The sequence below is a fragment of the Psychrobacter sp. CCUG 69069 genome (assembly GCF_021023115.1).
Classification (GTDB): Bacteria; Pseudomonadota; Gammaproteobacteria; order Pseudomonadales; family Moraxellaceae; genus Psychrobacter; species Psychrobacter namhaensis.
In genome coordinates this window covers 17802-42954 of record NZ_QQAI01000006.1, presented here as the reverse complement: position 1 = coordinate 42954, position 25153 = coordinate 17802, and the positions used below count along the sequence as shown (strand labels likewise).

Annotated in this window: 22 protein-coding genes; 9 read left to right on the top strand and 13 right to left on the bottom strand. The window is 45.0% G+C overall.

The features are described from left to right. Window positions 1-44: 44 nt before the first annotated feature. From gspM to purF, 5 genes are all read left to right on the top strand, one after another. The gene (gspM, locus tag DVY93_RS05815; RefSeq protein ID WP_230709709.1) at window positions 45-614 is read left to right on the top strand and encodes a type II secretion system protein GspM; all 570 of its coding nucleotides are present in this window, start codon (window positions 45-47) and stop codon (window positions 612-614) included. 39 nt (window positions 615-653) lie between these two features. Then, window positions 654-1268, top strand: coding sequence for a DUF4870 family protein (locus tag DVY93_RS05810; RefSeq protein ID WP_226949364.1), 615 nt, complete (start codon window positions 654-656; stop codon window positions 1266-1268). Window positions 1269-1480: 212 nt separating this feature from the next. Beyond that, window positions 1481-2515, top strand: coding sequence for a quinone-dependent dihydroorotate dehydrogenase (locus DVY93_RS05805; protein ID WP_193004837.1), 1035 nt, complete (start codon window positions 1481-1483; stop codon window positions 2513-2515). A gap of 140 nt (window positions 2516-2655) precedes the next feature. Beyond that, window positions 2656-3153 carry a CvpA family protein gene (locus tag DVY93_RS05800; RefSeq protein ID WP_230709707.1) on the top strand — a complete coding sequence of 166 codons (498 nt, stop codon included), beginning with the start codon at window positions 2656-2658 and terminating at the stop codon, window positions 3151-3153. A gap of 321 nt (window positions 3154-3474) precedes the next feature. Further along, window positions 3475-5010: an amidophosphoribosyltransferase gene (gene purF / locus DVY93_RS05795; RefSeq protein WP_193004835.1), complete on the top strand. Its 1536-nt coding sequence runs from the start codon at window positions 3475-3477 to the stop codon at window positions 5008-5010. A gap of 129 nt (window positions 5011-5139) precedes the next feature. Here the strand turns inward: purF and DVY93_RS05790 are convergent, their stop codons facing one another. From DVY93_RS05790 to yajC, 6 genes are all read right to left on the bottom strand, one after another. Further along, window positions 5140-5499: an AzlD domain-containing protein gene (locus DVY93_RS05790; RefSeq protein WP_193004834.1), complete on the bottom strand. Its 360-nt coding sequence runs from the start codon at window positions 5497-5499 to the stop codon at window positions 5140-5142. Then, a complete protein-coding gene (locus tag DVY93_RS05785; RefSeq protein WP_227670173.1) occupies window positions 5492-6220 on the bottom strand; it encodes an AzlC family ABC transporter permease in 729 nt (242 codons plus the stop codon). The genes DVY93_RS05790 and DVY93_RS05785 overlap by 8 nt, the downstream gene beginning before the upstream one ends. Window positions 6221-6238: 18 nt before the next feature. Then, window positions 6239-7651: an MATE family efflux transporter gene (locus DVY93_RS05780; protein ID WP_193004833.1), complete on the bottom strand. Its 1413-nt coding sequence runs from the start codon at window positions 7649-7651 to the stop codon at window positions 6239-6241. Between the two features lie 219 nt (window positions 7652-7870). Then, window positions 7871-9142 carry a protein translocase subunit SecF gene (gene secF, locus DVY93_RS05775; RefSeq protein WP_193004832.1) on the bottom strand — a complete coding sequence of 424 codons (1272 nt, stop codon included), beginning with the start codon at window positions 9140-9142 and terminating at the stop codon, window positions 7871-7873. Window positions 9143-9151: 9 nt separating this feature from the next. Next, entirely contained in the window at window positions 9152-11029 is a 1878-nt protein-coding gene (secD, locus tag DVY93_RS05770) for a protein translocase subunit SecD (protein ID WP_193004831.1), read from the bottom strand. Window positions 11030-11398: 369 nt separating this feature from the next. Beyond that, complete coding sequence (gene yajC, locus DVY93_RS05765) at window positions 11399-11728, bottom strand: preprotein translocase subunit YajC (protein WP_193004830.1); 330 nt, start codon at window positions 11726-11728, stop codon at window positions 11399-11401. Between the two features lie 468 nt (window positions 11729-12196). On the opposite strand from yajC, the gene DVY93_RS05760 reads away from it, so the two are divergent. The 3 genes from DVY93_RS05760 (at window position 12197) to DVY93_RS05750 (ending at window position 17542) form a co-directional block, all read left to right on the top strand. Further along, window positions 12197-13375: a CNNM domain-containing protein gene (locus DVY93_RS05760; protein WP_414706622.1), complete on the top strand. Its 1179-nt coding sequence runs from the start codon at window positions 12197-12199 to the stop codon at window positions 13373-13375. Between the two features lie 429 nt (window positions 13376-13804). Further along, window positions 13805-14299 (top strand): nuclear transport factor 2 family protein, encoded by a 495-nt coding sequence (locus DVY93_RS05755; RefSeq protein ID WP_193004829.1) that lies wholly within the window; start codon window positions 13805-13807, stop codon window positions 14297-14299. A gap of 279 nt (window positions 14300-14578) precedes the next feature. Then, window positions 14579-17542 (top strand): LysM peptidoglycan-binding domain-containing protein, encoded by a 2964-nt coding sequence (locus DVY93_RS05750; RefSeq protein WP_230709705.1) that lies wholly within the window; start codon window positions 14579-14581, stop codon window positions 17540-17542. A 119-nt stretch (window positions 17543-17661) separates the two neighbouring features. Here DVY93_RS05750 and DVY93_RS05745 read toward each other — a convergent pair whose 3' ends face one another. Beyond that, entirely contained in the window at window positions 17662-18870 is a 1209-nt protein-coding gene (locus tag DVY93_RS05745) for a transglycosylase SLT domain-containing protein (RefSeq protein ID WP_230709703.1), read from the bottom strand. Window positions 18871-19899: 1029 nt separating this feature from the next. Beyond that, window positions 19900-20733, bottom strand: coding sequence for a Nif3-like dinuclear metal center hexameric protein (locus DVY93_RS05740; RefSeq protein WP_193004826.1), 834 nt, complete (start codon window positions 20731-20733; stop codon window positions 19900-19902). 331 nt (window positions 20734-21064) lie between these two features. Between DVY93_RS05740 and DVY93_RS05735 the strand changes: the two genes are divergently transcribed. Further along, the gene (locus tag DVY93_RS05735; protein ID WP_193004825.1) at window positions 21065-22393 is read left to right on the top strand and encodes a S1C family serine protease; all 1329 of its coding nucleotides are present in this window, start codon (window positions 21065-21067) and stop codon (window positions 22391-22393) included. 89 nt (window positions 22394-22482) lie between these two features. On the opposite strand, the gene yfaE is transcribed toward DVY93_RS05735, so the two are convergent. The 5 genes from yfaE to DVY93_RS05710 form a co-directional block, all read right to left on the bottom strand. Beyond that, window positions 22483-22749, bottom strand: a complete 267-nt coding sequence (yfaE, locus tag DVY93_RS05730) for a class I ribonucleotide reductase maintenance protein YfaE (protein ID WP_198334703.1) — start codon at window positions 22747-22749, stop codon at window positions 22483-22485. Window positions 22750-22799: 50 nt separating this feature from the next. After that, window positions 22800-23933, bottom strand: coding sequence for a class Ia ribonucleoside-diphosphate reductase subunit beta (gene nrdB, locus DVY93_RS05725; protein ID WP_198334704.1), 1134 nt, complete (start codon window positions 23931-23933; stop codon window positions 22800-22802). 87 nt (window positions 23934-24020) lie between these two features. Next, window positions 24021-24413: a hypothetical protein gene (locus tag DVY93_RS05720; RefSeq protein ID WP_230709696.1), complete on the bottom strand. Its 393-nt coding sequence runs from the start codon at window positions 24411-24413 to the stop codon at window positions 24021-24023. Window positions 24414-24449: 36 nt separating this feature from the next. Further along, window positions 24450-24737 (bottom strand): type II toxin-antitoxin system RelE family toxin, encoded by a 288-nt coding sequence (locus tag DVY93_RS05715; protein WP_071001399.1) that lies wholly within the window; start codon window positions 24735-24737, stop codon window positions 24450-24452. Next, the gene (locus DVY93_RS05710; protein WP_075102948.1) at window positions 24727-24978 is read right to left on the bottom strand and encodes a type II toxin-antitoxin system Phd/YefM family antitoxin; all 252 of its coding nucleotides are present in this window, start codon (window positions 24976-24978) and stop codon (window positions 24727-24729) included. The genes DVY93_RS05715 and DVY93_RS05710 overlap by 11 nt, the downstream gene beginning before the upstream one ends. Between the last annotated feature and the right edge of the window lie 175 nt (window positions 24979-25153).

Genomic DNA, 25153 nt, shown 5'->3' with positions numbered 1-25153 from the left:
TTAGCCATTTATTTAGTAGCAGTAAGTTTAGAGAAGGTCAGAAGATGAAACCATTACAGCGCCGCGCAAAACGTAATACCGTCACCTCTGATAATACGACCAGCAATGGCTCCATTGTCTTATCAGGACACATGAACCGTTTTCAAAGTGTGTTATCAGCGCGCTGGCGAGCATTGTCTTCACGCGATCAATTGGCTTTGACCATATTGTCCATATTTTTATTGTTATTTATTGGGGGCTACGGTGGCTATAGTCTCCATCAAGCGGCAAATCATAGTAAGAGTAACTATCAAGAGCAAGTCGCTGATTATTTTTGGTTGCGTGCTCAAGCGGATAATATTGATCGCAGTGAGCTGAACGCGGCCAACGGTGATGACACGGTAATGCCACCTGCTACTACTGTCAGTGCGTTGTTAAACGATGCAGGTATCGCAAATGCTCAAGTAGTCGCGGTTGGTGATGCTGTGCAATTGAGCTTTAGTCATGCCAGTCAAGCAGTGGTTAGTGGAGCGCTTGGCAAACTTGAACAGCAGGGCTGGCAGTTTACTCAGCTGTCTATGCAGCAAGACCTAACCAACAAATCTATTCAAGTACAAGCGACGGTTACGTCATAGCCGACACCTTATACCGAGTTATTAAAATAATGATTTGGCATGAGCCTCATTGAAAAACGGCTTGTCTGGCACAATCAAACAGTTATTAGTCATTATCAGACCGAGATACTTATGATGGATCACTCTACTGATCAAAATCCTGATGAGCGTGTACAGCATCACACCAAAACTGCTGACCGCCGTGATCGTGATTCTATTGATACAATGGCTGACTATGAAGTTGAGGTTGCCCAACGAGGACAGAATAGTATGATGAGCGACAATAAGCGCCGTTCTTTAATCACTTATAATCACATTACGTACTTCTTGTACGTGATCAGTTATTTTACCGCTGGTTTGCTGTGGATTGTGCCGATTGTGATGAACTATGCGAAACGACATGACGCTGATGGCTCATGGTTGGCCACACATTTTGACTGGCAGATTAAGACCTTTTGGTACAGTATCGTCTGGTTTTTCTTAGGTTTTCTCATTATTACCTTTGCGTTGGGCGGTTTTGGCGTCAGTATGCTAGCTGATAGCGGAAATGTCGCCATCGGCTCAGTGCTACTGGCTGGGTTTGGCTTGCTGGTTATGATCTTCACTTTTGTCTGGCACCTTTATCGTATCATTCGCGGCTGGATAGCCTTGACTGATGGTCGTCCTGTGCCGTAATTACTGCTTATAAATCGCGGCATTTAGCTAAGTGGGAGTGCGATTTATATCAGCAGTTCAGGGTTCGTTTATACAGGCTGGCTGCTGTTTTGATGTGAAAATTTACCGCATGAAACTTTGCTCTTATTTCAGTTAAGCTGATATAATCGCAGCGCCTGATTTTATTCACATTCTCCATTCACTATTTCTTTCGAGCAGGGTCTGCCATTACTATGTCTTATGCCTTACTTCGCCCTTTTTTGTTTAAAATGGATCCTGAACACGCTCACGAGATGACCTTATCCTTATTGGATAAAGCTCATAAAGCGCGTGCTTTGGGTTTGGTATACGGTCAGTCGATGCAGCCAACAGACTGTATGGGGTTGCAGTTTTCTAATCCAGTTGGTCTAGCAGCAGGTTTGGATAAAAACGGTGACTATATTGATGCACTCGCTGAGCTGGGCTTTGGTTTTATAGAAGTGGGCACGGTCACCCCAAGGCCACAAGTCGGTAATGACAAGCCAAGATTGTTTAGAATCAAACAAGCAGATGCCATCATTAATCGTATGGGTTTTAATAATCAGGGTATTGATTATCTGATTGAAAACGTCAAACGCTGTAAATATAAGGGCAATATTGGCATTAATATCGGTAAAAATGCCGATACGCCAGTGGAACAAGCCGCGGATGATTATGTCTACTGTTTAGAGCGTGCCTATCCGCACGCCTCATATATCACCGTCAATATCTCCTCTCCAAACACCAAAAATTTACGTGATTTGCAGAGTGGGGACGCATTAACACAACTCTTGGATACGATTAAAAACCGCCATAGTCAATTGGCAACTGAATATGGTTTTTATGTGCCATTGGTACTTAAAGTTGCCCCTGATTTAGAACCGCTACAAGTAGACTATATCTCGCAGCAGTTATTGGATTTTGAGATTGATGGTTTGATTGCCACCAATACGACATTGAGCCGCGTGGGTGTCGAAGACTTGCCCGATGGTGATCAGATGGGCGGTCTATCCGGTCGACCAGTGAGCCACATTAGTACTCAGATTTTACAACAGTTCTCTGATCAGCTAGATGATAAAGTAACATTGATAGGAGTAGGCGGCATTGATAGTGGCGCTAAGGCGGTTAAAAAAATTGAAGCGGGTGCCGACATGGTGCAGCTCTATACTGGGCTTATCTACCGTGGGCCTGGACTGGTACAGTCTTGTATTCAGGCAATCGGTGGCTACTATGATGCGATGGAAAGCTAACCCGTCCGTCAAACCATTGCCATTAATTGTCACAAAATGAGTAAAAGGGCGTGGTGATAAGTTGAATAATCAATGATTAACTTTAGTATAAAACCCGAAGTAAACACTCGCTAAGAATGAATTGAGTATGAGGCGTAAACATGAGTGGTCTGGATATCGTGATTGCTGTTGTTGTCTTAATTGGCTTATGGCGCGGCTTTCAAGTAGGACTGATTAAGACAGCAGTTGGCTTGGTGGGTTGGTTTATTGCGCTGATTGCCGCTACGCGTTTGGCAGGCTCAGTCTCGCCTCAGTTATCCGGCATTGTGCAAAACCCTGTGTTGCAAATGGCCATGGCTTTTTTATTGGTGGTGATTGCCATATTGGCTGTCATGCACTTAGTGGCTTTTGTTTTCTCAGGCGTGCTTAAAACCCTTCGTTTGGGTCTCGTGGACAAGATGGCAGGTGGTGTGCTGGGTGCGGCCAAAAATGTGTTGATGGTGTTGGTTGTTCTGAGTGTCAGTGCCCCGTTATTGGTGCAGCTACCACAGTGGCAAACGTCAGTACTTGCCCCTGAACTACTGCCTTATGCACCGATGGGTAAAGAGTTGGTTTCAGATGTGTTAGGGGTAGCATGGAATCAAGTCAACCAGTCATAAATATTCATACCTCTAAACTTAATATGGCACTTCTTGTCACTTTTATTTTTTGAGTCTGACTTTTATAGCATCTTCTTTGTAATTCATCCTTGATATTATTTTATTGAGCAGCAGTATGGGGTGATAAAGGACAAACACTGAATTATTAACAGATTAGTTTGCCCATCATCAAAAAAACAATATCAAAAAGACAATCATTCGTTAAATCTCTAACAAACGTCATCAGGTAGGCGGTGAGTGGTAGCTAGTGTTTTTAATAGTACTGCCAGAAATTTTACCGTCATTGTAGTACTAATGTGTAGGTCAAAATAGGATATAACTATGTGTGGAGTCATTGGGGTTGCCGCTCATGAGCCAGTCAATCAGATTCTTTATGATGGCTTGACGATGCTACAGCATCGCGGGCAAGATGCAGCTGGTATTGTCACTTTACAGGATGGACGACTCTATCTGCGTAAAGAAAACGGTATGGTACGTGACGTTTTCATGAATCGCCATATGATGAAGCTGGTCGGCAAGTTTGGTATTGGTCATGTTCGTTATCCAACGGCTGGTACCTCTAGCAGCGCCGAGGCTCAGCCTTTTTATGTCAACTCGCCTTACGGCATCACGCTTGCGCACAATGGTAACTTGACCAACGCTGAGAGCTTGGCTAAGTCATTGTACATCGAAGATCGCCGCCATCTTAATACCGACTCAGATTCTGAAGTACTATTAAACGTACTGGCTCATGAAATGCAGAATCTAGACAAAACCCATCCAACAGCTGATGATATCTTTAAAGCCGTCACGGCTGTCTATAGTCGCTGTGAAGGTGCGTATGGTGTGGTTGCCTTGATTACTGGCCATGGTTTGCTTGCATTTCGTGACCCAAATGGTATTCGTCCGCTTATTTTTGGCAAACGCATGGCAGAAAACGGCGGCACCGAATATATGGTCGCGTCAGAGTCGGTGGCATTGACAGGGTCAGGGTTTAGTATCGTTCGTGATGTCAAACCAGGCGAAGCTATTTTTATTGATTTGGATCATAATCTACACACTCACCAGTGCGTAGAACAGCAAGAGTACACGCCTTGTATCTTTGAATATGTCTATTTTGCCCGTCCAGATTCAATCATGGATAACATCTCAGTGTACAAATCCCGCTTACGGATGGGTGAAAAACTGGCAGATAAAATCCTTGCAGACTGGGGCGAAGATCATGATATCGATGTGGTCATTCCTATTCCTGATACCTCGCGGACGTCAGCGATGGAGTTAGCCCTTAAGATGAATGTTAAATACCGTGAAGGTTTTATGAAAAACCGCTATATCGGTCGTACCTTCATCATGCCAGGTCAGCAACAACGTAAAAAATCGGTGCGCCAAAAGCTCAGCGCTGTACCATTAGAGTTTAAAGGCAAAAACGTGTTGTTGGTTGATGATTCTATCGTTCGTGGTACGACGTGTCATGAAATCATCCAAATGGCACGCGATGCAGGGGCTAATAAAGTCTTCTTTGCGAGTGCGGCGCCACCAGTAAAATATCCAAACGTCTATGGTATTGATATGCCAGTGCGTAGTGAGCTTATTGCCTCTGGTCATACGGTGGAAGAAGTGCGTGACATTATCGGCGCTGATCGGTTGATTTTCCAAGACTTGGACGATTTGATTGATGCCGTAAAAGATACCAAACATAGCAAAGTTGAAGGCTTTGACTGTGCAGTATTTAATGGCTGCTACATTACTGGTCAGATTAATGAAGCCTATCTTGATCATCTACAAGAACAGCGTAATGACACCGCTAAGACAGGCAAAAAAGGCGTACAAATCGTTGCGGATACCCCAGTCGATATGATGGGTGTCGAAGAGATGTAACCAATTAAACCTTCTTACGTTTTCAGAAAAAGGCTGTATTCTTATTAGAATGCAGCCTTTTTTAGATAGGACGATTGATTATGATGGTGAATTGGCACTATCGATTGGTCTTAATGATTGGTACTGCTGTTAGCTTAGAAAATTGGTGAATATCCACAGCAAGCCGTTAATCGCAGCGATACCGACGACCATACTTACCAGTAGCTGACGGCTGATATGATAAATTAATAACACCAAAAGTAGCGCGCCAACTTGTGCCATTAGCAAATGTAAATCTGCGCTATTTAGATCAGTAGACGCAGACAAGTCCTGATAAGAGAGGCTGGTTAACATAAGCAAGACCATGACTGATAGCGGTAAGCTCTCATTCAGTCGATGGAGCCAAGGCGTGTCCAAAAGCTGCTTAGGGATCAAAGCGGGAAGGGCGCGAATCATAAAGGTAACAGCGGCCATCGCAAAAGTGGCAAAAATAAGATAGCTACTACTCATCGGTTTCTCCTAGCAAGCTGTGCTGTGTCCAAAAACCACGGGCTAAAATTAATAGCATACAAATGGTAATCGCTACCAACAACAGCCAGTTGCTAGTGAAAATAGAAGCTACGGCTAAAGAGATTACAGCAATGCCAATGGGAAAATAACGTTTGATACTTTGAAACTGCTCATAAGCCAAAATGACAAACAGACAAACCAAGGCAAAATCCAAGTGTGGGACCAAATCGCTGAGTGTACTGCCGATCATTACGCCAATCACACTTGCTAGCACCCACCAGCTTTGGTTAAAAAGACTGATCGGCAGTATCAAAGCTGACCGTACCTCATTCGGCAAACTGGTCATGACCGAAAAGGTCTCGTCCGTCAGTGCAAACAAGCAATAGGTTCGGGCAAGTTTGCGTGTTGGTAGATACTGCAGTAATGGCATACCATAAAACACATGGCGCAAATTAATAGCGGCAATGTTAGTTGCGATATTGCCAATCGGTAAACCAGCGCTTAGCATCGGCAAACAAGCGTATTGAGCAGCGCCTGCATATAGAATGACACTAAGCATAATGACTGCCCATATAGGGAGTCCAGCAACTTGTGCCAGCACCCCAAAGGCAATGCCTGCCGGTAAATAGCCCATGGCTACTGGCAAGCTTTTTTTGAAGCCTTCAGCCCAGTCATATCGGGCTTCAAACTGCTGATTTAATTCATTTGAATGCGTCGTCACGTAATATCCTAACCTTTATTACTGTAATTTTTCATAGCGACCTGTTTGCTGAGCGCGGTACAAGAAGCCACCTAAAATAATCATTCTCAATAACAATAAACACCAGACACTTAGCCAAATGCCTGTCATGTCCCACTGCTGATAGAGCAGCCAGCTAAGGGGGAAAAATATAGCGGCTAGTATCAGAGCAGCATTGCGGATCACACTACCAGCAGTTAAGCCAAAAAATATGCCGTCCAACCAATAGGCGCCGACCCCGACGATGGGTAGCAGTACTGCATAAAGATGGTAATCATAAGCAAGCGCAAAGACGGAGTCGATATTGGTCATAAATTGCAAGTACGTTGGCATGGCAAGCCACCATGTCGCACTTAACGACACGGCCAGCCCATAACTGACCACACCTGTGCGCATCACGATAACACGAAAACGCGTCCAATCGCGGCGTCCCGCAGCTTGACCGCTCAAGGTTTCAGCGGATACTGCCACGCCATCAAGGGCAAAGGCTGAGATACTAAGTACTTGCAGTAAAATGGCATTGGCAGCCAGTATGACGTCGCCACCTTGGGCGGAAAGACGCGTAATCCAAGCAAAGCTTAACGTTAAGATAAGCGTACGGATAAAAATATCTTTATTAAGTGAAAATAGCCTAAGCATCTTTTCTTTAGTGAAATGTTGCCGATCAGCCTCAAACAGTGCCAACCAAGATATTTGCAGATGTTGACGACTGAGCCATAAAGCCAATAACACACCCAACCAAAATGCGATGGTGGTGCCCAGTGCCACACCAACCAACCCCATCTGCATCACAAAGACAAAGAACAAAGTTAGTCCAACGTTAAGGATGGCAATAAAGCCCTGCTGATAGAGCATATAACGTGTTTTGCCTTGACCGGCAAACCAACCAATAAAGGCAAAGTTCATCAGCTCAGCGATAACCCCCCAAAAGCGTACGTCTAAATAGGTCTTTGCCGCAAGACCACTGGCAGGGTTGGCTGATAAAGCTTGTAAACCGACGTCAATCAGCCAAGGCTTTGCGAGTAGCAAAATAGCCCCGATAACAAAGGCCAATAGTAAGGCACGTTGCAAAATAGACAGTAGGGGGGATGGCGTCAAAGGTGATGACGTTGCCGTGGCGTTTATAGGACTATCACCGTGGTTGGCCAACTCTCCCAGCGCTTGCGCCGACAGCCCAGACGAGGCGTACTGTAAAAAGTTAAAACTGACGAGTAACAAGGACAACAACTGTATGGCCAAGCCCATACCCGCAAGTTTGGCGGTATCGTTCATATTGCCCACGATCGCTGTATCGATAACGCTTTGTAACGGCATGGCCAAGTTGGCCAATAATACGGGCAAAGCAATAGCAATGATACGGGTATATCGGGTATCAATCGGTGGCATCGTACTAGATGGCGGCGAGATAGTCATTGGTATTTTCGACTCGTTTATGCTTAAACAATAAAGAGAGTGCGGTTCGTTAATTGACGCCACGAGGCAAGCGTAGCATTTTTGCTCATTCAGCAAAAAACAGCTACAAAGACAAAAGCACCTAGACTCATTATTCACGAGTCAGGTGCCTTTATTAAACGTCATTACCGTTCAATCAACCGTTTAACGAATCACGATTGGGTATTATTGATCATTATTCTATTCAAACATTTTTGGATCATTAAAAGTGACAATTTCTTCTTCAAACTCTGGTTTTACTTTTACGATAAAGTCATCACGCGATAGACCCATACGCAGTGGGATTGAACTTGCAATATAAGTAGATGAGTAAGTACCAGCAAGTAAACCAATGAAAAGTGCCACTGAGAACCAATACAGGCCATCACCGCCTAAGAACATCATAGCAAGTACAACCAATAGGACGGTTGAGATGGTCATAATCGTACGGCGCAGGGTTTCTGTTAACGATAAATCAATGGTCTGGCGCGGTGTGATACCCCGGACACGGCGGAAGTTTTCACGAATACGATCATAAACGACGATAGTATCGTTCAGTGAGTAACCAATCAACGCCAAAATAGCTGCTAAGACGGTCAAATCAAATGGGAAACCAAATAAGGCAAAAACGCCAATAGTCACGATAGCGTCATGGAACAGCGATAGAACCGCGCCAAGAGACAGTTTAAACTGAAAACGTAGGGCAACGTAACCGAGCATACAAAGGAGTGCCAATGCTAACGCCATGACTGAGTTTAAGTAAACTTCATTACCAACTTGGCTACCGATAATATTAACGTTACTGATCTCAGCAGTATTATTAGGCAGGGCTAAAGCTTGAGTCAGGCTGGCACTAAGTCCATCGATGTTGTCAGACTGAGGCGGCAGACGTACCAGTAGCTCCTCTCGCGTACCAAGGTACTGCACCACCGCATCATCAAAACCGTTATCAGCCAACGCTTGCACGACTTCAACCTGCTCAACAGGCTGCTCGTAACGCACGTCTGCGGAGACACCACCAGTAAAATCCAGCCCTAGGTTCAGACCGTTTACTGCGATAGCAATAATACTAGCAATGACCATCAGTAAGGACAAAATCGCCATTGGCTTTTCTATCTTCATAAATGGAATGATGCGTTGGTTACCAACGGCTTTGATACCACCTTCAGCTTGTGCGGCTGCATCGTCAGCTGCATCACCCAGTGCTAAATCAGGGTCAATAGCGGTGTTGGTATCAAGGGCTTGCGTGGCCAATGCTTGACTGGTTTTTCCGCTACCTTTACCACTACGGCGAGTCTTATTTTTACTCGTGTTTGCCGTGGCCGGGTTATTGGTTTGGGTGTTACTGCCTTTACCATCGCGGCGTGGTTTTTTGCGTCGGCGCGTGCTGGCATTAGTAGTGTCTGAGCCACCTGAACCATTCCGATCTGGGGTATTTTGCTGTTCTAGAGGATTGTTCTTATCGATCGCCATAGTGTTCTCCTAACCGATGCTCAAACGTTTGATAGATTTACGCTTACCGTAAGCAATTTGTACCAGCGCACGTGTGACCAAAATAGCGGTAAATAGTGAGCTGACAATACCAATAGCTAGCGTAATCGCAAAGCCTTTAATCGGGCCAGTACCAATTGCAAATAGAATAAATGCGACCAATAAGGTGGTAATGTTGGCATCGAAAATACTACTAAATGCTCGGTCAAAACCTGCCACGATAGCGGATTTTGGCCGTACCCCGTTTGCAATCTCCTCCCGTATTCGCTCAAAGATCAGCACGTTGGCATCGACCGCCATACCGATGGTTAAGACGATACCAGCGATACCAGGCAGGGTCAGTGAGGAACCTAAGATGGACATAATGGCAATGATAATAATAACGTTCACAGCTAGTGCCACGTTAGCAATAACACCAAACAGACGATAGAAAATAATCATAAAGACAAAGACTAAAAGATAACCGACCTGAGTAGAGAACAAGCCTTTATCAATATTTTCTTGACCTAATGATGGGCCGATGGTGCGTTCTTCTACAAAGTACATCGGTGCAGCAAGTGCGCCTGAGCGTAACAAAAGGGCAAGCTCGGCGGCTTCCGCACTGCTGTCAAGACCAGTAATGCGGAATGATGAGCCAAGTACCGCTTGAATGTTGGCACGGTTGATGACTTTGGTTTCAGCATAAGGCGTTCTAACTTCAACAGTCTCGCCAGTTGCTGGGTCTTCTTCATAAGTGATTCTTTGCTTGTTTTCGATAAACAATACGGCCATCTGCTTACCAACAGCAGTACGTGTGGCGTTCTGCATGAGCTTACCGCCAGCACTATCCAAGGTAATACTCACTTCAGGAGAGCCGCTTTCGTCAACGCCAGTTTGCGCATTGGTCACTTTATCACCAGTCACAATCGCTTGGCGCTCAAGCAATACAGGGGGGCCATCGAGTGTTTCAAATGGGAAGGCTTCAGTCCCTGCAGGCGGAATACCACCCATGTAGTTTTCGCTGTCTTCAGCGACCATACGGAACTCAAGGTTGGCAGTACGTCCAAGGACACGCTTGGCTTCTGCGGTATCTTGTACACCTGGTAGCTCAACGACGATACGACTAGCACCTTGTGATTGTACTAAAGCTTCAGTCACACCGAGCTCGGCAATACGGTTACGTAAGGTCGTTAAGTTTTGATTGACCGCATAACTGTTGATTTCATCGAGTGTGGCATCGTTGTAGGCTAGAATTAACGCAGGACCTTGGGCATCTATTGAAGATTGCAAGCTAAACGTGTTGCCCATCGAACCTTGTAGCACGTTCTGTGCACGGTTACGCGTGTCTGTATCTGCAAAATGTAGTACCACACTTCGTTCTTCAGTTTTAATGCCTTTAATCGCAATTCGCTCAGATCGTAGCTCACGACGCATATCACGGCTAGCACTGGTCAAACGCTGCTCAAGCGCCTTATCCATATCGACTTCTAGCACAAAACGTACACCGCCCCGTAAATCAAGACCCAGTTTCATCGGTTTTGCCCCGATATCACGTAGCCACTGCGGGGTCGTCTGCGCCAAGTTAAGCGCGACCACATAGTCTTCGCCTAAGTTCTGACGTAGCACTTCTTGTGCTTTTAGCTGGTCGACTGGATTGTCAAGGCGTACCAGCGCACTGTTGCCCTCAAACGTGCCATCATGATTGTTCAGTCCAGCCTCTTCAAGCAAGCTCTGAGACTGGGTCAAGATACCTTCAGACAGCTGTGTACCTGCGGCTGCGCTAGTAATCTGCACGGCAGGTTCGTCAGGGTAGAGGTTCGGGGCAGCATATAGACCGGCAATGATTAGCACGACGGCAATAAGTAAGTATTTCCAAGCGGGATATTGCATAATCACTTCTTTAGGTTGATAAACGACTGGCGACGTGGGCCACACGTTAGCAGATGGGAAGTTAGCGATAGCGATGGTCGAATGCCGTATTCAGCACTCATGGTAATGCACCATTGCGATCATCCGCGATGATAGTAACGCGTAAAACAGTAAAGCAAATAATACAGAGGTATCTTTATCTAGTCACCATAAATCTTATAGAGGAAACTGATAAGGACAGTGTGTTGGAAAAGTAAGCTGACTATCGCCACTTTCCCTCACTGCTTTAATAGCGAAAAATGACCGTAAACAATGTACGGTCATTTTTTAGTCGTTATATCCATTAAGGATACGACTGTTAAAAAATCACTACTAAAAAGCTAGTAATAATTAAACGCTTTCGATAGTGCCAGCCGGCAATACTGAAATAACTGAAGCACGTTGTACCTTTACATCTGTGTTGTTATTTAGGCTAACCACTGCATAGTCGCCTTCTAAGTCTTTAATACGACCCATTAAACCACCAGCAAAGATGATTTCACTACCCACAGTCAGTGAGTTGACCATGGCACGGTGCTCCTTGGTACGCTTAGACTGCGGGCGAATCACCAAAAAATAGAAAATTGCAAAAAAAGCGACAGGCAGTAGGATTTGACCAAATAGGGACGCAGCACCTGCAGTTTCTGGGGCAGCATGGGCAGCTTGGATAAATAAGCTCATAGTTTCTCTCAGTAAGTCATGGACAATAATAAAATTAAACGCATAGTAACAAAAAATCCCAGACTTGGTAACTGTTAATAATAGGCTGAGAATGTTTTTCTACTGGCAAAGCGCTGAAAGTGGAGCAAACTTCACCTATTAACAGGCTGATAGGTCATCGTAGGGAAATAAAGGGTATCAAAAAATAAAGACATAAAAACAGTGTCTTATTGTGAAATAGTAGCATCAGTGCTACTATCAAATGGCAGTAGTTATTTGTGTTTAGTCGTCTTTGTTTATTAGACTACTGTCCCTTTTTCCTCTTATTTGTTTAGGTTACCGAACTTGTTCACCACTTTTATGCTTTTCCCTCGTTTGTGTCGTGCGCGCGCTCATAAAGAAGCGTCTGCTAAACCTCCTCCGACAACGCGCCATTGCAAGCGTCTTGATCGTAGGAGTCCCGTCTCGCGGCTAGCGGCATTGTTTGCCATGCTCATGACGCTATTGCCTTATCCTGCCTTTGCAGCGGGGGGCGTAGCAACCACAGAAGCCCTCGCAGAGCCAACGGCTATCAGTGTACTGCTACTGATATTGTTTGTGGTGGTCGCCATCGGCATCTCGTTTGTCTGTTCTTTAGCAGAGTCCTCACTACTCAGTATGACACCGTCTTATATCGCTGATGTGCAAGAACAAAATCCAAAAAAAGCAAACATGCTAAGACAATTAAAGGTTGATAACATCGATCAGTCGTTAGCGGCTATTTTGACCTTGAATACAGTGGCTCATACCTTAGGTTCTATTGGCGCGGGCGCCCAAGCTACGATTGTATTTGGGAGTGCTTGGTTTGGGCTGTTTTCTGCGATTATGACGTTGGCTATTTTATTCTTATCCGAGATTATTCCAAAGACACTCGGAACTATGTATTGGCGTCAGCTTAGCGGTATCGTTGCCTACTTCGTTCGCGGTATTATTCTACTACTGTATCCGCTCATTTGGGTCTCAGAGCGGCTAACGAAGCTGCTTGTGCGCGGCAAAGAACCACAAACGTTTAGCCGTCGTGAGTTTGCGGCGCTTGCTAGTATTGGTGAAGAGTCAGGTCAAATCGACCCATTAGAATCGCGTATTATTCGTAACTTACTGGCGTTTGGCGCTATTAAGGTCGAGGACATCATGACCCCGCGTTCGGTCATGCTAGCGTTTGAAGAGAACAAAACCGTTGCTGAATTACTGGTGGATCGCCCCAAACTTACGTTTTCACGGTTGCCCATTTATGATGGTGATTTAGACAATATTACAGGCTTTGTGTTAAAAACAGACATGTTATTAGCAAAAGTTAATCATGCGATGCATAAGCCTTTGACCCAGTTTAAGCGCGACATTACGTTTGTATTCTCAAAAATGAAACTGTTTGACTTATTAGAGCTTATGTTAAAAAACCGCATTCATATTGCGATTACGGTTGGTGAGTATGGCGAGGTCAAAGGTTTGGTGACTTTAGAGGATGTGTTTGAAACGTTATTGGGCCTTGAGATTGTCGATGAAATAGATCGCGTTGAAGATATGCAGGCCTTAGCTCGACAAATGATGGACAGACGGGTAGAGCGTCTGGGCATGAAGCTCAGTGATGATGAGCACTATGAAGATAATAGTGCTGATACTAAGTTTTAGGTAGGCTTGGTTTTAGAGTCATTTACTTTTAGAATGGCGTGGATGACCCATAGTAAATAGAAAAGTAGGATATTATTGCTATCTTTGGAGCCTCCACCACTTATGGGTCGGTATACGCAATAATTACACAGGGTGTCACATAACTGTGAGAATTGAATGATAGTCTCACTCTATGATACACATAAGCTATCGTGACTGTTAAAAGAGTGATGGTTAAAAACCTGTCGTTTAAACGGAAGGTAGCATTAAGGTAGCATGGTCGTAAAAGCATTCAATCGATTGCTCATGACGGCCAAAATGTAAACTACTGACTCAACTGACTGGCTCAACTGAGAAAAGCGCGCTAATCGTCACGATGTGACCATGTGTCAACAATGCACGTGTCAACAATGAGTGACAATAACGAAAACAGTATCACTAAGGATAATCATGAAACGATTGTGGGGAAAAGGGCTTTTGGCGCTATTAGTGAAAAGTGCTAGTGTGGCTGCGGTAGTTGCCGTGGCGAGTACTGTCAGTATCAGTGCGCAAGCTGCAACCATGACCGAAGCTTTGGTGCAAAATTATGTCGCGGCCATGAAGACATCAGCAAATAACCAAAATATCAACCAAGTCGCTAGTCTTGTGGCTGATGATGCGCTCATTTCGATGTCTAGAAAAGGGAAATCTACCAGCTTAGATAAAGATGCTTATTTGAGATTGTTGCAAAACAGCTGGAGTAACACTTCTAATTATCGCTATGATATCTCGGTAGATAACATCGTCATTACAGGGGCGCAGGCCAAAGCCAATGTCACAACCAATGAAAGCTGGGTCAAGGATGGCCAAAAAGTCTCATTTATCACCACATCAAGAGTGACACTGTCGGCATCAACGGGCAATGCCGTGCTACTGCGTGCGGTATCACAAGTAACGATTAATTAAATATTAATCAAGCCCTAATCAAAACGGTATTTATCTTCTATTAATTAAACACGGTTGATCCCTTAACAAGGCTTGTCGTAAAGCCAATAAGCAGCTCTCAATAGTTATTATCGGCTCAATATATCGAACCGTTAGTTCTCTTAGGTGAGTAATTAGAATGCTGACTCAACTGATGGCGATTATCTGTTTGTATTAAATTGGGCTTTGCTTTACATTGAGTACTGTACTATCAAACACTTTTATCTTATCACTTCTTGTCGTTAGGAAACTTTCAATATCATGTCTACTGTGCTATCAAATTCTCGCTCATTTATTGCGTTGCCGTTGACGCTTGCGGTATCCACTTTACTTATCAGTGCTTGTAGTAACACGTCAGCGGTAAAAAAGGGTGCGACCAATAGCTCATCTGTCATTACCAAACGTCCTGCTACTCAAGCCACTACGTCAAGTAGTAATGATTACTCGACTGCGTTTTTGGATGCGGACAGTCTGGACGAGTTGGCCGACTTACTAGAAGCCACTGACATGACGATGGTAGAAGGCAATAAACTTGCCATTCAGCAGTACGGTGATTTATGGAATCGTCTGCGTGCTGGGTATCGTATGAATGGTGGTCAGCCGATTTATAATCAGCGTATCGAGGGACAAAAAAGTTGGTTTACCAGCAGGCAGGACTATCTCAACCGTTTGACTGCGCGTGCCAGTCGCTATATCTATCACACTGTACGAGAAGCTGAACGTCGTAATATTCCAACAGAGCTGGCTTTGTTACCAGTGATTGAGAGCTCTTACGATCCAAGTGGTACCAGTAGTGCTGCCGCCGCAGGTTTGTGGCAATTTATTCCAAGTACTGGTCGAATTTATGGTTTGAATCAAAGCAGTACCTACGATGGTCGCCGTGATGTGATTGAATCAACGCGTGCCGCTTATGACTTTTTAACTGCGCTACACAATCAGTTTGGGAGTTGGGAGTTGGCATTAGCCGCCTATAATGCTGGCCCAGGTCGTGTGCAAAGGGCGATTGATGCCAACAAAGCCCAAGGCTTACCCACTGACTATTGGTCACTTAGATTACCGACTGAAACCATGAACTATGTGCCGCGCTTTTTGGCTGTTGCCGAAATCGTTGCCAAACCTGAACAGTATGGCGTGTATCTACCAGCCATTGCCAACCGACAGCATTTCCGTAGCGTACCAGTTAACTATGGTGTCAGCTTGTCTGAGGTGGCACAGCTCACTGGCGTGACTTATGATGAGCTAGAAAGATTAAACACAGCGCTCACATCAGGACGCGTCGATTCTTCAGGGCCGCAGCGTGTTATTATTCCTAACGATGTTAGCCTCAATGCTGACGCCAAACTGAGCTTATTAAGAGGGAACGGTACAGGCAATGTACTCGCGTCTAGTAACACGAGCAGCCCAACGACAACGCCAAGTTACAATAGCAAACCGTACAGTAGCTCGTCATTGCCAACGACTGGTAGTGCTCTGGCTGAGTATGCCGCTAACGCTAGCGTACCTCAGCAAACGACAAGTTATATCTCACCATCCGCCACACAGACGAGCAGCTCTGTTTATAGCAACAATGCCTCGGTCCGTACTGAGCCACCATTGACGACGGCGGAAACGAGTAAAATCAACGCTGAACTTAAAAGCAGCAACAGTCTACCGACTACCTCTGCGCAGATCACACAGAACAATACCATTGTCCAAGAACCGCCGCTAAGCAAAGAAGAGCGCGACTTTATTGCTACCCAAATTCGAAACAACACGTCTGAGACCAACGTGGTCAATGCGGATGGTAATATCAATTTATCAGCCGTACAGACACAGCAGTCGATTCTAGAAGCCAGTGGCGAAGAGAAGAGACTTAGCTTTGCGAAGACATCGGTAAGTAAGCCAAAACCGCAAGGTACGCGTACCACTTACACGGTAAAACGTGGGGATACGTTGTCTAATATAGCCAGTCGTGCGGGTGTGAATTGGCGTGATATCGCAGAGTGGAACCAAATAGATGCCAGTGCCAAGCTGTTATCTGGTAGCACCTTGTATTTGTATAATGCCAAAACTATTGAGCCATTAAGTAATGCCAATAATGCAGCGGCAAAGCAGCCAGATAGCTATGTCGTACAAGGCGGCGATACGCTGATTGGTACGGCGAATCGCTTTGGTTTGTCCGTCACTCAGCTCGCCAGCTACAATAATTTAAGCAGCCGTGCCGACTTACTTAGAGGGCAAAAGCTATGGTTAATACCAGGCAAAGTGACGGCGCCTGCGACGACACCTGCCGCACCGTCCACTAAACCAAGCAAATCGACCACGGCCACTAAAAACTATAAAGTAAAAGCAGGCGATGGTTTGATAGCGTTAGCACGTCAGTTTAATGTTCCCACAGCTACGTTAGCTAGTCTAAATGGAATTGGTGCCACAGACTCATTGTACGTCGGTCAAACCCTAAAAGTACCTGCTAGCGTTGACTTTAATTCGGCGACAAGCACGAGTAGCTCGAGTAATTCAGGCTCGGTGGCGACGACCAACTATAAAGTAAAAGCAGGCGATACCTTAATCGGAATTGCGAATAGTGTGGGAGTCAGCCCAACAGAGCTTGCGGCAGTGAATAGCAACTTTGGTGCCAAAGCTCGCTTGCAACGTGGACAAACCATCAAGGTACCAGCCTCTAAAGAGTTGGTAGACCGTCAACTAAATGACAAAGAAGTCAGTTATAAAGTAAAATCAGGGGATACTTTAACAGGTGTTGCGAAACGCTATAATATTGGCTTAAGTGATTTAGCAACCGCAAACAATCTAACAACGAACTCCAATCTGATACTTGGTCGTACCATTACTATTCCCGCTAGTGGTAGCGCTGCTGTGGCTTCTAGTACCACTCAAAGCAGTAGCAGCTCTGCTAGCACAGCGAGTAGCAATGGCAAAAAACTGGGCAATACGGAAAATTACAAAGTGCAATCAGGCGATGGTTTGATAGCGCTAGCACGTCAATTTGGTGTTTCGGTAGAAGACTTGGCTGCGACCAACAACTTGGCGACCAATGCACAGTTACAGCGTGGACAAACGCTTAAAGTGCCAAAAGTGACTGTCAGCTATACCGTTGGTTCAGGGGATAGTCTGATTGGTCTAGCGCGTAAATATGGCGTGTCTACGCAAGAGCTGGCTGAGATGAACAATATAGCGGCTGATACTATGTTACAACGTGGTCAGCGTCTCACCGTCCCCAATCGCTAATAAGCGCGTGATGGGGATAGTCAGTGTAAACTGATCAATAGTCAATCAACCTGCACAAAAAAGCGGCTCTTTATAAGAGCCGCTTTTTTTAGCTAAAAACGTGTCACAGTGTTTGTTGATTAAACGGTTTGAGTCTTTATCGTCTCAAGGTAGCTTCTGATATTACTCACATAATGCATCGCTTGACCATAGCGGCTATTAGAGGCTCTATTGTCAGCTAAATAGGCATAGACGTTGGCCCAGCTTTTATCATCGATACCTTGATCTCTTAATTTCCGCTGAATGCTTTTTACGGCGTTTGGCCCCATATTGTAGCCAGCAAGCGCAAACCAAATACGGTCAGTCTTTGGCACATCAGCAAACTCACCTTTCATTTGTTCTAAATAGCGCGCACCGCCGCCGATGCTTTGATAAGGGTCAACGCGGTCTGAGACGCCCATCGCTTTGGCCGTGTTATTGGTCAGCATCATTAAGCCGCGTACCCCAGTGGGTGATACCGCATTGGCATCAAGATGAGACTCTTGATAGCCCATGGCGACCAGTAGCTCCCAGTCATGATTGTAATTGCGGGCTTGTTCTTCAAAAGATGACTGATAATCAGGCAGCTTTTCTGTCAGTGTTCTTTGGAAATGATCTTGACTGTAAGCGTCTTTCAATAAGTTTTGATTATAGAAGGCAGCCAGCTTTTGCGTGTTTTGTAATTTGATGCTATCACACAAGAAATAACTGGCTTTTTTTGAGAGTGGGTCATTGGATGAGCTAAATGTCCAGCTAACCTTTGGGTGCAAGCCGTTCTTTGTTAAGCTGGCATCATAACCACAACTGACATTAATAGACGACAAATTAAGCTGGCTTTTTAATTTGGTACTGGCCGTGGTCAAAGCCATATCTGCTTCACCTGATCTTATGGCTTTTAGGGCCGCTTCCTCATTGGCATAAGCTTTTAGATCGATATCAACACCAAGCTCGTCCGCATAAGTACGTACCAAATCAAAGCCAAAACCATGTTGGAAACCATCAGTGGCAAAATAAGTACTGTCGCCTGGAACCGCGGCTACGGTTAAGGTGTTTTGTAGCATGACATTGTCATAGGTTCGCACCTGCGTTCCCATTGTCGTGAGACTTTGGGCAGGTAGAGAAAGCAGCGCGATACTAGAGACCTGCGCCAGCTTTTTGGTTCGGGCAAAACGCGACGATGTCGTCGGGGTAACGGATGAAACGATGTTACTTTTAGTGTTCAGTAGGCGCTTAGATGGACGCAGTAAATAAGAAATACGGCGTTTTGCCCCTTGCGCAGATACTTTTACACGATAAGTAATACGCTGCATGGATGTCTCCTGATTTTAGCCATCCTGCTTACCGTAAAATGCGAATGAGTGTACGTTTACTAGAGACACACACATCACTGTTACATTTTAGAGAACATCACGCTGCTTCATTCATAATAAAAGCGTGACATCCTTTGTTTAACCCTAGTGCCGCTCATAAACCCTTTATAAAAGGCAGCGGTGGCGTATTTTATTAGCTCATTATCTACTGGCGTGTCACTTAAGAGGGCGAAAATACGGCTCTCAAAGCACCAATACCAAAATTTGGGTGCAAAACAACGCGAAGGGTATAAATCAGATGATTCCTTCATCGATGGTAGATACTGCTAATAGTAAAACAACGTCAGATTAAACACAGGTAAGGTCATGAATAAGTTAACAAAACAAAGCCGTAGATAAATTGAGCGACACAGTAATTTTTTATTCATACTCGTTAGACAGTCGTTCAATCATTACTACGCTAACGTCAGTACCTGCCGACTCATTCATTTATAACTGAATAAACAGGTACTAACACTGCATTGTTCCGCAATAAGGGCAGGCAAGGAATCTTGTTTGATAGTGAAAAAATGCTTATAAAATAAGCTATCAATCAAGTGATGCAATACCGTTATTGAGCCACTAAAACGAAGGTGTACTATGCTATTAACCACATATTGTGCAAACACAACACACTATTTGGCAGACAATCCAAAATCTCTTGTACCTTTTAAAACAAGGCGTTTTGGATATTTACCATCATTTAAGCGCCATAACCGGAGGCTGTAATAAATGGGAAGTCTCATGACAAGACATTCTTTCTTTCTTCAGGTAATAATATGCGGATACTCCCTAGATTATTCAAGTGTGGTTAAGAAATTAGCGATAAAACTTAACAATAGCACTATAGACGGTTAAAAATAGCGCTATTATTAATAAGTAGAAATGGCAAAAACCAGTCAAAGTTGTCTAATATAGGTAATAAACTAAATAAGTTTGGCGTAAATATCTAAACAATAAAGGCAAAAATAGCGGTGTGGGGGAGTCCTGTTAGGCGGGGTTGTCAATATCAATGAAAGTCACTGGCAACCCAAACTGCTGGGCAATAAGATCTCCTAGCGCCTTTATACCGCCCCGTTCTGTTGCATGGTGCCCACAAGCAAAATAATCAATGCCAAGCTCTCGTGCAATATGAGTGGTACGCTCAGATATCTCACCCGAGATAAACGCATCACAGCCCATCAATGCGGCTTGCTCAATCATGTCTTGGGCCCCGCCAGTACAAATACCCACACGTTCGATCAGTCTGTTATGCTCCATGTTAGCGTCTGTACTGTTGTGGGCGCTATCGTTAGCAGAAATATGTAGTGGTACACGTCCTAGGGCCTGGGTGATGTGGGCAATGAGATTTTGAGCGCTCTGCGGTGGGCAAGTGGCTATGTTACCAACAGGATGCGCCTCATTAGGATATAGGGCACCCGTGATGGTCATGCCTAGCATGTCGGCCAGTTTGGCATTGTTACCGATCAGCGGATGGGCATCAAGCGGTAGGTGGTAGCCAATCATAGAGATACCGTGCTGCATGAGTTTGCGTATACGCCGGCCTTTCATGCCGGTGATGGGCGCAGGTTCGCCTTTCCAAAAATAACCATGATGCACCATAATGGCGTCTGCTTTGTCGGCAATGGCCGCGTCAATCAACGCTTCACAAGCAGTGACACCAGTGACGATACGCTGAATAGCGCGTCCACCATCGACTTGTAAACCATTTGGCGCGTAGTCTCTAAAAGCATCAGCCGATAAGTAATCGTCGCAAAATCGCGTTAATTCTTGTACGCTAATGGTAGAAGGGGTGGATTCGGTTAAAATACGAGTGGCGCTCATGGTTTTCCCTTTTTTTGTCGTTATGTTCTTGTTGTGATGGTACTGGAGCAAACATCAAAAATTATAGATGGTTGCTCATAATGAATGGTCTTTATAGCGCTATTTTAACATGGTGCTGTAAAAGAGGAGAGAAAGCGAATAACTGAAATGGTACACGATACGTTACCACTTAGCCGTGCGGGGCGTTATAATTTAAGAGCGCGAGCCTGTCAAATCGGTAAACCGTAGGTATTTAGTTAAGTGTTAGACTGGTTGCGTTATATTTAGTCAATAACACGCTGTTTGCCGTCTTTATCTTCGTCTGTTTGTCTCAAATTTATAGAGGTTTTATATGTCGTCATCTCGGAACACCAGCAACAAGGCGTCTTTATTAAAATGGTTACCTTGGATTTTATTGCTGATACTGGTTGCAGCATTTATCTGGTTGTTTACGAGTATGAAGACGACATCGGAGGCCACGTGGGAGCCGCCGAGGACCTCGACTGCTGAACAGCAAGCATCGAAGCCTGTGGCTGATACGCCAGCGCCTATCTCTTCTTATCATAATGCGGTCGCCCGTGCGTCGCAGTCGGTCGTGAATATCTATACCACGCAAACGATGGCAGAGCACCCTTATATGGATGATCCGGTTTTACGCCGTTTTTTTGAATTTCATGGTGGTCCGTCACAAGAGCAGGGCAATACTAACTTAGGCTCTGGTGTGATTGTGTCAGAGGATGGGTATATCGTGACCAACGCTCATGTCATCGAAAAGGCAGATGAGATTACCGTCGCCTTTAATGATGGCCGTAAAAGCCGGGCCAGTATTATTGGTACCGATCCTGATAGTGATTTGGCCGTCATCAAAGTCGATATGACGGGGCTAACGCCGCTGGGTTTCCGTGAAAATCCTATTCGTGTGGGTGATTTGGCCCTAGCGATTGGTAATCCTTTCGGTGTGGGTCAAACGGTGACCCAAGGTATTATCTCGGCGACTGGGCGTACGGGACTTGGTGTCAATAAGTTTGAGGATTTCATTCAAACCGATGCGGCGATTAACCCAGGTAATTCGGGTGGGGCGCTGGTTGATGCTCGTGGTGAATTGGTCGGCATTAATACCGTCATATTCTCACGCTCTGGTGGCTCGATGGGTATTGGTTTTGCCATTCCAACGGCACTGGTTGAACAAGTGATGAACGCCTTAATTGAAGATGGCCGAGTCAGTCGTGGTTGGTTGGGTATCGAGATACAGTCACAATTGCGCGATCCGACACAACTTGAAACGTCAACGGGTGTAGAGGTGCTACACGTGATTGAGCAAGGCCCTGCTGCCAAAAGTGGTCTGAGAGTTGGCGATATCATTTTGACTATTGATGGTGTTGAGATGACGGATGCCAATACGCTAATCCAATACGTTGCTCGTAAATCACCAGATACTGAACTTGATGCTCAGGTATTGCGTAATGGTAAAAATAAGCAGGTCACTATTTTGTTAGAAGAGCGACCAGAGCAAGAGCCTGTTGAGCGGCCAGTGGTGATTCATGACGAAACGCTTGGGGGCGTAGGTCAACCAAATCTACAAGATCAGAGACAAGAGGTGCCTATGATGTCAGAAGCAGAGCGTGACCGTATGCGCGAAGAGCTACTACAGTTATTTGAAAGAAATGGCGCACCCTTATAAGGACTGTTTTAATAAATAGGGACGCTGAGCGTTTTATAGACAAGAAAAAAGCGCGTTATCTAAGAGATAACGCGCTTTTGTTTTTAGCCTTATTTTATGATTGGCTCATGATTGATGTAAATCACCCCTCGCACGCGGCAACAGCAAGGAAGGATCTCATCTTCTTCAATCATGGCAAGTGGCGCAAATGGATAATCAATGGTGTGTGAGCTGGCAATACGCTTGACACGGCAACTACCGCAGTAGCCCTCGCGGCATTGATAATTGACCTCGTGGCCTGTGCGTAGTAGCCCATCGAGCAGACTTTCATCATCGTGCAAGTAAAATTGCTTTTTACTGGTCATTACCCAAGTCATAGTGTTAATCCTATGCTCTTATAATTCAAAGCTCTTATAATTCAAAGCTCTTATAATTCAAAGTCATCAAAGTCGCTGTCTGATAAATCAGAGTCAATCTGACCCACCAAGTATGAGCTAATCTCTGTCTCTTGCGGCGCCACTTGCACGTTATCAGACGACAACCAGGTATTGATCCACGGAATCGGGTTTGATTTTGAGTTCGGGAATGCCGCTGGCAAGCCAACTGCTTCCATACGCAAGTTGGTGATGTATTCGATGTACTGGCACAGAATGTCTTTGTTTAGACCAATCATCGAGCCGTCTTTGAATAGATAACCTGCCCATTCTTTTTCTTGCTCGGCGGCCTTACGGAAGATCTCAATACTTTCTCCGTAGCACTCATTGGCAATCTCAACCATCTCAGGATCGTCACGGCCGTTGCGCATAAGATTCAGCATATGCTGCGTGCCTGTCAAATGCAGCGCTTCGTCACGCGCGATGAGTTTGATGATCTTAGCATTGCCTTCCATCAGCTTACGCTCGGCAAAGGCAAACGAGCAAGCAAACGACACATAAAAACGGATGGCTTCTAAAACGTTGACCGCCATGATGCACAGATACATCTGTTTTTTCAGAGACTTTAGATCGACGGTGACTTGCTCGCCATTGATGTTGTGCGTGCCCGCACCGTACAAGCTATATAGCTGCGAGTTACGGTACAGCTCGTCATAGTACTGAGCGATATCAGAGGCACGCTCTAGAATGTGTTCGTTTTGCATGATGTCATCAAAGATAATATTGGGGTCATTGACGATATTACGAATGATATGGGTATAACTGCGCGAGTGAATGGTCTCGCTAAAAGACCACGTCTCAATCCACGTCTCAAGCTCAGGAATAGACACGAGCGGCAGTAGCACCACGTTGGGACTACGACCTTGGATCGAGTCGAGTAGGGTCTGGTATTTAAGATTGCTCAAAAATATATGCTGCTCGTGCGATGACAGGTTGCTAAAGTCGATACGGTCGCGCGACACATCGACTTCTTCTGGACGCCAAAAAAACGACAGCTGCTTTTCAATCAATTGCTCAAAGATCGGGTGCTTTTGTTGGTCATAGCGCGCCACGTTGACGGGCTGACCAAAGAACATCGGCTCTTTTAGCGCATTGTTTGGCGTTTGAGAAAAAATCGAGTAAGTCATGGGACTGCCTTTATCATTGTTACAGTTATTGATTTAAATGGATTTGATGTGATTATATTACAAATTTTTGGTTGATAGCTTTTTAGATTAGAGGTTCTCTAGTGATATCTGGGTTGGTGCTTGTCCATCGTTCATATAGGCTTTAAAAATTTCGCTCAGCTCACTATCGTCCAATCCCTCTAGCTCGTCAACAGCACTCTGGCGTAGCGTATCCAAATCCACGTCTGGGGATTGCTTGGATGATGGCTTGGGCGTTTGTTTAGCGGACAGCTTCTGTGTGTCTTTTTTTGGCTGTCTTTTTAGCGGCTTCTTAGCTGATTTTGCGGCGTCTGTCTTAGCGTCAGCATTTGCGTCTAACTGCTCACGCACCTCTGCAATATCAACCTCGACTTGTACGATATGCGAGCCACCATCGTTTAGGTCTGAAAATACGTTTGGGATAAACAAACCACCGTCTTTGATGATTGCGGTATATTGCACATGACCTCCGTCGTTTTAGTTTTGTCTAGGTTTTGATTATGGCTGACGCGTCGCCAGACTGTCATATACCTTGTTGTTTTCTCTTTTACCAACTGCCAATACATAAACCACCACCACGTCATCTTTGACGGTATATACCAGACGATAGCCTATGGTGCGTAATTTAATTTTATAAGTATCAGTGTGTCCAGAGAGTTTTGACGCAGGCACATGAGGATTTGAGAGTCGCTGCTGTAATTTTTTCTTAAACTGCTGCTGGATACTTGGCGCTATCTTTTTCCATTCTTTTAATGCTAACGGGTGAAACTCAAGACTATAAGTCATCTAACGTGACCTTGATAGGCGTTTGCCCATCATTCATCCGTGCGTTTACGGTTTGGCTGAGTGCCATATCGTCCATCGCTTCCATCATGCGCTCAAACACGTCTGATGAGACCAAGTAAGCCACGGGTTTGTTGTGGTTCAAAATCGCAATCGACTCACCATCTGACTGCTTGATCAATGCAGAAGGATTGTTTTTTAGCTCTGAGATACTGGCTGTTTGTGTCGCAAATATTGGTTGCATGACGCATTCTCCGTTAAAATTAAGCTCTAAATATAGGGCTAATTTTAGCACGAAAATTAGGTCTTAATTACTACTATATTAAATTTAAATATTGGGTTAGCCAATCCCGCCTACCGCTTGTATCTGCCTTGCCGCTGGCGTGCAGCCTATCGTGTCTGGCCGCATTCCTGTTGTC